The sequence below is a fragment of the Streptomyces sp. B15 genome (assembly GCF_018070605.1).
Lineage (GTDB): Bacteria > Actinomycetota > Actinomycetes > Streptomycetales > Streptomycetaceae > Streptomyces > Streptomyces smyrnaeus.
Map to the genome: position 1 here is coordinate 1 of NZ_JAGPXJ010000166.1, position 7718 is coordinate 7718.

The 7718-nt window shown below is 70.7% G+C and carries 4 protein-coding genes; 3 read left to right on the forward strand and 1 reads right to left on the reverse strand.

Annotated elements, in window-relative coordinates; genetic code table 11:
• Positions 1–13: 13 nt before the first annotated feature.
• Positions 14–715: a maleylpyruvate isomerase family mycothiol-dependent enzyme gene (locus KBY19_RS35075; protein ID WP_210956121.1), complete on the reverse strand. Its 702-nt coding sequence runs from the start codon at positions 713–715 to the stop codon at positions 14–16.
• Positions 716–911: 196 nt separating this feature from the next.
• Between KBY19_RS35075 and uvrA the strand changes: the two genes are divergently transcribed.
• From uvrA to KBY19_RS35090, 3 genes are all read left to right on the forward strand, one after another.
• The gene (gene uvrA / locus KBY19_RS35080; protein ID WP_185016516.1) at positions 912–3899 is read left to right on the forward strand and encodes an excinuclease ABC subunit UvrA; all 2988 of its coding nucleotides are present in this window, start codon (positions 912–914) and stop codon (positions 3897–3899) included.
• A gap of 32 nt (positions 3900–3931) precedes the next feature.
• On the forward strand, positions 3932–4390 hold the full coding sequence (locus KBY19_RS35085) for a Rieske (2Fe-2S) protein (RefSeq protein WP_180289596.1): 459 nt from the start codon (positions 3932–3934) through the stop codon (positions 4388–4390).
• Positions 4391–4752: 362 nt separating this feature from the next.
• Positions 4753–7718: phosphodiester glycosidase family protein (locus tag KBY19_RS35090; protein WP_247691731.1), on the forward strand; the 2966-nt coding region annotated here is incomplete at its 3' end.

A 7718-nucleotide genomic window follows, 5' to 3' on the forward strand; every position in this document is an offset into this window, starting at 1 on the left:
TGATAGGCGCTCTCTACAGCGCAGGAAGCGCCGGAAGAGGGCCCCGCGCCGAGAGGCCGCTCCCGTTCGTGCGGCCGGTCAGCCAGCCGACGAGGGCGACAGGGCTGCCGGCCACCACGAAGGGGCCGTCCGGCCCGGCCTCCGCCGCGCCGGTACGCCACGTGCGGCCGTCCTCGGCCCGCAGCTCGATGGCGGCGGCCACATCAGGGTGCCCCGAGAATCGGCTGGCCATATTGGTCAGCTCGCGGTCGACGAAGGTGCCGGGCAGGTCCTCCAGGGTGTAGCCGATGCCGAGGTCCACATGGTGCAGCTCGACCTCGATCCAGCGGCGGAACGGGACGGAGGAGGCGAGATCCGTCACACCGTTGCGCAGGGTGACGGTGCGGTTCCAGTCGTCGTCCCCCAGGGCCGCGAAGGCGCTCTCCAGCCGGGAGGCGCTGGCGCGTACGTCGTCGACCAGGGCGTCGAGCGGGCGGTCGGCGCCCTTCTCGATGTCGGAGTCGCGGGCCTCGGCACTGGCGTACATCGGTTTGCCCGCGAGCACGTTGAGGAGGGCGTCGGCGTTGCGGGCGAGGTGGGTGAGCACATGGGCACGGGTCCAGCCCGGGAGCTGGGAGGGCTCGGCCACCTCGGGGGCCTCCAGCTTGACGGTGTCGCTCAGCAGGTGACCGGTCGCGGTCCGTACGAGTTCGGCGTCGTGCGCAGGCGTGGTCATGATCCAAAGCTACTGGTGTCCCTCGTTCGTGGGGAAGATGGCAAGGCCTGCCGCAATTCGAAAGAACGTGCTATATGGTCGAGCCCGGCTCCCGAACCGGAAGCGAACGACACTCCGGGCGGCGCCGTCCTACTCTTGGTCGGGGACTCCCGCTCGCCGCGGGCTCCCGCTTCTCACACGAAAGGTGCCAACAGGCGTGGCCGACCGTCTTCTCGTCCGTGGCGCTCGCGAGCACAATCTGCGGAACGTCTCGATAGACCTCCCTCGCGACTCGCTCATCGTCTTCACGGGGCTCTCCGGCTCCGGGAAGTCCTCGCTCGCCTTCGACACGATCTTCGCCGAGGGCCAGCGGCGCTACGTCGAGTCGCTGTCCGCCTACGCGCGGCAGTTCCTCGGGCAGATGGACAAGCCCGACGTCGACTTCATCGAGGGCCTCTCGCCCGCTGTCTCCATCGACCAGAAGTCGACCTCGCGCAACCCCCGCTCGACCGTCGGCACGATCACCGAGGTCTACGACTACCTGCGGCTGCTCTACGCCCGCATCGGCAAGCCGCACTGCCCGGTCTGCGGCCGCCCGATCGCCCGCCAGTCCCCGCAGGCCATCGTGGACAAGGTGCTCGGCCTGGAGGAGGGCAGCCGCTTCCAGGTGCTCTCGCCGCTGGTGCGCCAGCGCAAGGGCGAGTTCGTGGACCTGTTCAACGAGCTGCAGACCAAGGGCTACAGCCGCGCCCGTGTCGACGGACAGACCATCCAGCTGTCCGAGCCGCCGCAGCTGAAGAAGCAGGAGAAGCACACGATCGAGGTGGTCGTCGACCGCCTGACCGTCAAGCCCAGCGCCAAGAGGCGCCTCACCGACTCGGTGGAAACCGCGCTCGGCCTCTCCGGCGGCATGGTGATCCTCGACTTCGTCGACCTGGAGCCGGACGATCCGCAGCGCGAGCGGATGTACTCCGAGCACCTGTACTGCCCCTACGACGACCTCTCGTTCGAGGAGCTGGAGCCGCGCTCCTTCTCCTTCAACTCGCCCTTCGGCGCCTGCCAGGAGTGCACCGGCATCGGCACCCGGATGGAGGTCGACCCGGAGCTGATCGTCCCCGACGAGGACAAGTCGCTGGACGAGGGCGCACTGCACCCGTGGTCGCACGGGCACACCAGGGAGTACTTCGGCCGCCTGATCGGCGCACTGGCCGACGCACTCGGCTTCCGTACGGACATCCCCTGGGCGGGGCTGCCCGCGCGCGCCAAGAAGGCACTGCTGTACGGCCACAAGACGCAGGTCGAGGTCCGCTACCGCAACCGGTACGGCCGCGAGCGCGCCTACACCACCGCGTTCGAGGGCGTCGTCCCGTTCGTGAAGCGGCGGCACTCGGAGGCGGAGACCGACAGCAGCCGGGAGCGCTTCGAGGGCTATATGCGCGAGGTGAACTGCCCCGCCTGCGAGGGCACCCGGCTCAAGCCGCTGGTGCTGGCCGTGACCGTGCAGGGCAGGTCCATCGCGGAGGTCTCCGCGATGTCGATCACCGAGTGCGCCGAGTTCCTGCGCGAGCTGAAGCTGAGCGGGCGCGACCAGCAGATCGCCGAGCGCGTCCTGAAGGAGGTCAACGAGCGGCTGCGCTTCCTGGTCGACGTCGGCCTGGACTATCTGACGCTCAATCGCGCCGCAGGCACCCTCTCCGGCGGCGAGGCCCAGCGCATCCGGCTGGCCACCCAGATCGGCTCGGGCCTGGTCGGCGTGCTGTACGTACTGGACGAGCCGTCCATCGGGCTGCACCAGCGCGACAACCACCGGCTGATCGAGACCCTGGTGCGGCTGCGCGACCTGGGCAACACGCTCATCGTCGTCGAGCACGACGAGGACACCATCAAGGCCTCCGACTGGGTGGTGGACATCGGCCCCGGCGCCGGTGAGCACGGCGGCAAGGTCGTGCACAGCGGTCCGTTGAAGGAGCTGCTGGCCAACGAGGACTCGGTCACCGGCGACTATCTGTCCGGCAAGCGGGAGATCCCCACCCCGCAGGTGCGCCGCCCGGTCGCCCCGGAGCGGCAGTTGACCGTACGGGGCGCGCGGGAGAACAACCTGCGCAACATCGACGTCTCCTTCCCGCTGGGGGTCCTCACCGCCGTCACGGGCGTGTCGGGGTCCGGCAAGTCGACGCTGGTCAACGACATCCTCTACACCCACCTGGCACGCGAGCTGCAGGGCGCCAGGACGGTGCCCGGCAGGCACACCCGCGTCGAGGGGGACGACCTGGTCGACAAGGTGGTGCACGTCGACCAGTCGCCCATCGGCCGTACGCCGCGCTCCAACCCGGCGACGTACACCGGTGTCTTCGACCATGTGCGCAAGCTGTTCGCCGAGACGACCGAGGCGAAGGTCCGCGGCTACCAGCAGGGCCGCTTCTCCTTCAACGTCAAGGGCGGCCGCTGCGAGAACTGCGCCGGCGACGGCACCATCAAGATCGAGATGAACTTCCTGCCGGACGTGTACGTCCCCTGCGAGGTCTGCCACGGTGCGCGCTACAACCGGGAGACCCTGGAGGTGCACTACAAGGGCAAGAACATCGCCGAGGTCCTGGACATGCCGATCGAGCAGGCCCTGGACTTCTTCGAGGCGGTGCCCGCCATCGCCCGGCATCTGCGGACGCTCAACGACGTCGGCCTGGGCTATGTGCGGCTCGGACAGTCGGCGCCGACTCTCTCGGGTGGTGAGGCGCAGCGGGTGAAGCTCGCCAGCGAGCTGCAGAAGCGGTCGACGGGACGCACCGTCTACGTCCTGGACGAGCCCACCACCGGCCTCCACTTCGAGGACATCAGGAAGCTGATCGGCGTTCTGGAGGGCCTGGTCGACAAGGGCAACTCGGTGCTGGTCATCGAGCACAACCTGGACGTCATCAAGACCGCCGACTGGGTCGTGGACCTCGGTCCCGAGGGCGGCAACGGCGGCGGCCTGGTGGTCGCCGAGGGCACCCCGGAGCAGGTCGCGGCCGTGCCCGCCAGCCACACCGGGAAGTTCCTGCGCGATGTGCTGGGCGACCGCGTCAGCGACGCGTCCGCGGCGGCTCCGGTGCGGCCCACCGCGAAGAAGGCTTCCGCCAGGAAGACCGCTGCCAAGAAGACCGCCGCCAAGAAGGCACCGGCCGCGAAGACTGCCGCCGCCGGGAAGTCGGCAGCCCGTAAGCGCTGACCAGGTGCACCGAACGGGGCCGTGGACGTAGAGTGCGGCGCGTGACGACGAGCGAGGAAACGCCGGCCACGCGCCGCACCGTGCTGTGCGGCGCCGCCTTGGCCGCGCTGGGACTGACCGCCACGGCGTGCGGCGGAGGCGGTGACTCCGGCTCCCCTTCCGAGACCGGCTCCGCCGGTGAATCGCAGGGCACCACCGACAAGCCCGTCGAGCTCGGCGACGCCGAAGCCGTGCCGGTGGGCGGCGCGAAGCTGTACGCCGAGCAGAAGCTGCTGGTCTCGCAGCCGAAGAAGGGCGACTTCAAGGGCTTCAGCGCCGTGTGCACCCATCAGGGGAGCACCCTCAACAAGATCGACGGCGAGGTCGCGGTCTGCCCCTTGCACGGGAGCCGCTTCCAGGTGGACTCGGGGAAGGTCGCCGAGGGACCCGCCACCAAAGCGCTGCCGTCGGTTCCGGTGAAGGTGGAGAACGGGAAGCTGCTCGCGGGCTAGCGGACGCTCCCCCGCCCCGGAGACGGGGCCAACCGGTGGAAGATGCGCAGTGTTTCCTTCGACTTCGCTCCGGCCCTCTGGTGTAGACCGATCCCCCTTGGGACCCTGTGCGGCACTGTGCGCAAAAAGTGCCGAGATCACTGGTCTTTGTGGGGGACGTTGTGAGACAGGTCCACGCTCGCGCAAGACTCACCCGTTCGAGACTCACCAGATCGCTGCTTCCGGTGACGGCCGTCTCCGCGCTGCTGACCGGCCTGCTGCCGGCCGGCGCGGCCCTGGCCACCACCGAGAGGCCCACCGCCCGTCCGACGGTGACGGCAGCGCCCGCACCGCAGCCCAGGTCGATCGCCGACGGCGACGGCATGGAGCTCTCCCGCACCACCCGTCCCCTCGCCCCCGGAGCCGAACTCACCTCCTTCGAGCGTCTGGAGTCGGACAAGTGGCTGCGTGCCGACGCGCTGACCCTCGAACTGGGTGACGCCCGCACCGGGGCCACGGCCGACTATCTCTCGTCCAGCAAGGTCACCGAGCGTCGGACGGTCAGGGAGCTGGCCGAGGCGCACGACCCCGGCAAGGGGCGCCGCACCATCGCCGCGCTCAACGCCGACTTCTTCGACATCAACGAGACGGGCGCCCCGCTCGGCCCCGGCGTCCGCTACGGGAAGCCCACCCACTCACCGGCACCCGGCGTCTCCGAGGCGGTCGGGATCGGCCCGGGCGCCGCCGGCCGCATCCTGGACCTGTACTTCGAGGGCACCGTCACCCTCCCGGACGGCACCGCGCCGCTCGACGGCCGCAACGCGGCGAACGTGCCGCAGAACGGCATCGGGCTGTACGACGCGAACTGGGGCGCGGCCGACCGTGCGCTGACGGTCGATCAGGAGTCACGGGTCACCGAGGTGACCGTCGAGGACGGCGAGGTCACCGGCGTCGGCGAGAAGCCCGGAAAGGGTGACATCCCCGAAGGGGTGAGCGTCCTGATCGGCCGCGGGGACGGCGCGAGGCGGCTGGCGGCGCTGCGCACCGGCGACCCGGTCGGCTTCGAGTACCGGATGCGTACCGACGACGACTCGCCCCTGCCCCGGACAGCGGTCGGCGGGCGCGGGGTGCTGGTCGAGGACGGCAAGCCGCAGAACTGGGAGGGGCGGCCGAACAACACAGCGGCGCCGCGCACCGCGGTCGGGTTCTCCAAGGACGGCGGCACCATGCACGTGCTGACAGTGGACGGCAGGCAGGCGGCCTCGGGCGGGGTGACGCTGACCGAACTGGCCCTGATGATGAGGAAGCTGGGCGCCTACAACGCCCTGAACCTGGACGGCGGCGGCTCCTCCACCCTGCTGGCCCGCGAGCCGGGCGGCACAGCCCTGCAGTTGGAGAACTCGCCCTCCGACGGCGAGGAACGCGAGGTCCCCGACGGGCTGGCGCTGACGGCGCCGGAGGGCTCGGGGCGGCTGTCCGGCTTCTGGGTGGAGACGGCCATCGCCCCGGACCAGGCCCCGACCGCCGACAACATGCCGGGCGGCCACCCCGACCGCGTCTTCCCCGGTCTGACGCGCAAACTGACCGCCGCCGGATACGACGAGACCTACGGCCCCGCCGACGGCGCGCCTCGGCCGCGGTGGCGCACGACGCGGCCGGACGTGGGCCGGGTCGACGCGCAGGGCGTCTTCCGTGCGCGCCGCCCCGGCACCACCGACGCCACGGCGCGGGTCGGCTCGGCGCACGGCGCCACCGAGCTGCGGGTCCTCGGGAAGCTGGACCGTATCCGCCCCACGACGGACCGGGTGGGACTGGCGGACGGCGCCGCGAGCGCGTCGTTCGGGCTGGTCGGTTACGACGCGGACGGCAACAGCGCACCTGTCGAACCGGCAGACGCACAGCTGTCGTACGACCGTTCACTCTTCTCGATCGTCCCGGACAAGGACGCGTCGGGCGGCGCGTTCACCGTCACCACCCGCGCCGGGCAGGAGTCCGCCTCGGGAACGGTGACCGTCACGGTAGGGGGACTGACGACGCGGCTGGCCGTCACGGTCGGGCTGCAGGAGCAGCAGGTGGCCGACTTCGACGACGCGTCCGGCTGGACGTTCAGCGCTGCCCGCGCCGAAGGGTCGGTGACGCCCGAACCGGAGGGCAAGGAGGGCGGCGGGCTCAAGCTCAGCTACGACTTCACCCGGTCGACGGCCACCCGCGCCGCCTACGTCAATCCGCCCGCCGAACGGGAGATCCCCGGCCAGCCGCGCAGCTTCACCCTGTGGATCAAGGGAGACGGGGCGGGCGCCTGGCCCTCGCTCCACCTCAAGGACGCGGCAGGCACCGACCAGGTGCTGCGCGGCCCGCTGGTGGAGTGGGAAGGCTGGCGGCAGGTCACCTTCGAGGTCCCGGAGGGTGTGGCCTATCCACTGAAGTTGCGCCGCTTCTACCTCGCCGAGACCCGGCCCACCGCGCAGTACCACGGCGAGGTGGTGCTGGACGAACTCCTCGCGCGAACCCCGCCGGATGTCGAACTGCCTGCCGCCGGGCGCCCGCACGACCCACTCATCAGCACGGCGGCCGACACGGCCGGCCGCGACTGGCGGTTCGCGGTGATGTCGGACGCGCAGTTCGTGGCACGCGCCCCGGACAGCGAAGGCGTCCAGCAGGCGCGCCGGACCCTGCGCGAGATCCGCGCGGCACGGCCGGACTTCGTGCTCGTCAACGGCGACCTGGTGGACGAGGGCTCACCTGAGGATCTCGCGTTCGCGCGGAAGATACTGCGCCAGGAGCTGGGGGATACGGTCGACTGGTACTACGTGCCGGGCAACCACGAGGTGATGGGCGGCTCGATCGCCAACTTCGTCAAGGAGTTCGGGCCCGCGCAGCGCACCTTCGACCACCGCGGAACACGGTTCATCACACTGGACACCTCCTCGCTGACGGTACGCGGCGGCGGGTACGCACAGTTCCAGGAGCTGCGGCGGCAGCTGGACGACGCGGCGCGGGACCGCCGCATCGGTTCGGTCGCCGTCATCCAGCACGTACCGCCACGCGACCCGACGCCCCAGCGGGCCAGCCAACTCACGGACCGGATGGAGGCCGATCTGCTGGAGCGGTGGCTGGCCGACTTCCGTGCCCGCTCGGGCAAGGGCGCGGCGCTGGTGGCGGGACATGTCGGCGTCTTCGACGCCTCCCGGGTGGACGGTGTCCCGTATCTGGTGAACGGGAACTCGGCCAAGACCCCTGCCGCGCCGCCGGGTGAGGGCGGCTTCACCGGCTGGTCGCTGCTGGGCGTCGATCAGGGCCGGCCGGATCGGGACGGTGACTGGATCTCGGTGCAGACCCGTGCCCATGT

Excerpts from the sequence above, each read along its gene's own strand:
- KBY19_RS35075 (WP_210956121.1), bottom strand. The coding sequence starts at position 715 with ATGACCACGCCTGCGCACGACGCCGAACTCGTACGGACCGCGACCGGT.